Here is a 1,092-nt window from a genome sequence, read left to right on the forward strand (position 1 = left end):
GGCGGGTCCGATGAGGAGTCCGGCGGCCAGGGTGAGGGCGAGGATCATGAAGGGGAGCATGGGGGCGACGTAGAACAGGAACATGGTGCGGTGGTCGGCGATGGCGTAGTAGAACCAGGGCAGCCATCCCACGGCGTAGGCCAGCAGGACCGCGCCGGCCCGCCAGTCGCGGGTGGCGACGTACCAGGCGATCAGCGCGATCAGGGCGATCACCGCCCCGTACCAGATCACCGGCGTCCCCACCCCCAGCACGGCCTCCGAGCACCTGGCGGCCCCGCAGCCCTTGCTGTCGGTCGGGTAGTAGAAGGCGACCGGCCGGATCAGCAGCGGCCACTGCCAGGGCCAGGACTGGTAGTCGTGCGGGTCGGACAGGCCGGTGTGGAACGAGAGCACCTGCACCTGGTAGTCCAGCCACGACCGCAGCGAGCTGAACACCCAGTAACCCCAGCCGCTTGAGGTGGCTTGGGCCCAGTTGCGGCCGTATCCGTAGGCCGAGGCGAACCACCCGGTCCACGACGCCATGTACGCCACCGCCGGCACCAGACCCATCGCGGCCAAAGCCGTCGGCACATCCTGCCGCAACGCCCCCGAATACGGGCGACGCAACCCGATCGCCCGCCGCGCCCCCGCATCCCACACCAAACTCATCACCGCGAACGCCACCAAGAAGAACACCCCGCTCCACTTGGTCGCACACGCCGCCCCCAGACACACCCCCGCCCCCACCCGCCACGGACGCCACCCCAGCCACGGACCCGCACCCGACAGACGCGACCCCTCATACCAATCCGCCAGCCGCCCCCGCGACCGATCACGATCCACCACCAGGCACCCGAACCCCGCCAGCACCCAGAACATCAAGAAAACATCCAGCAACGCCGCACGGCTCAACACGAAATGCAACCCGTCAAGCGCCAGCAGCAACCCCGCCATACACCCCAGCAACGTCGACCGCGTCATCCGCCGCGCCACCCGCGCCAGCACCAGGATCGACACCACCCCCACCACCGCCGCCGCGAACCGCCACCCAAAAGGATTGGGCCCGAACACCCACTCCCCCGCACCGATCAACCACTTCCCCAACGGGGGGTG

2 pseudogenes are annotated in these 1,092 nt (G+C 69.2%); both read right to left on the minus strand.

What is annotated here, in order from left to right:
• Positions 1 to 522 (minus strand): annotated as a pseudogene (locus NYZ98_RS41320) (phospholipid carrier-dependent glycosyltransferase); the annotation flags it as partial.
• A gap of 171 nt (positions 523 to 693) precedes the next feature.
• A pseudogene (locus tag NYZ98_RS41325) lies at positions 694 to 1,050 on the minus strand (phospholipid carrier-dependent glycosyltransferase); the annotation flags it as partial.
• Positions 1,051 to 1,092: the final 42 nt, after the last annotated feature.

The sequence above is a fragment of the Sphaerisporangium corydalis genome, assembly GCF_025506355.1.
Lineage (GTDB): Bacteria > Actinomycetota > Actinomycetes > Streptosporangiales > Streptosporangiaceae > Sphaerisporangium > Sphaerisporangium corydalis.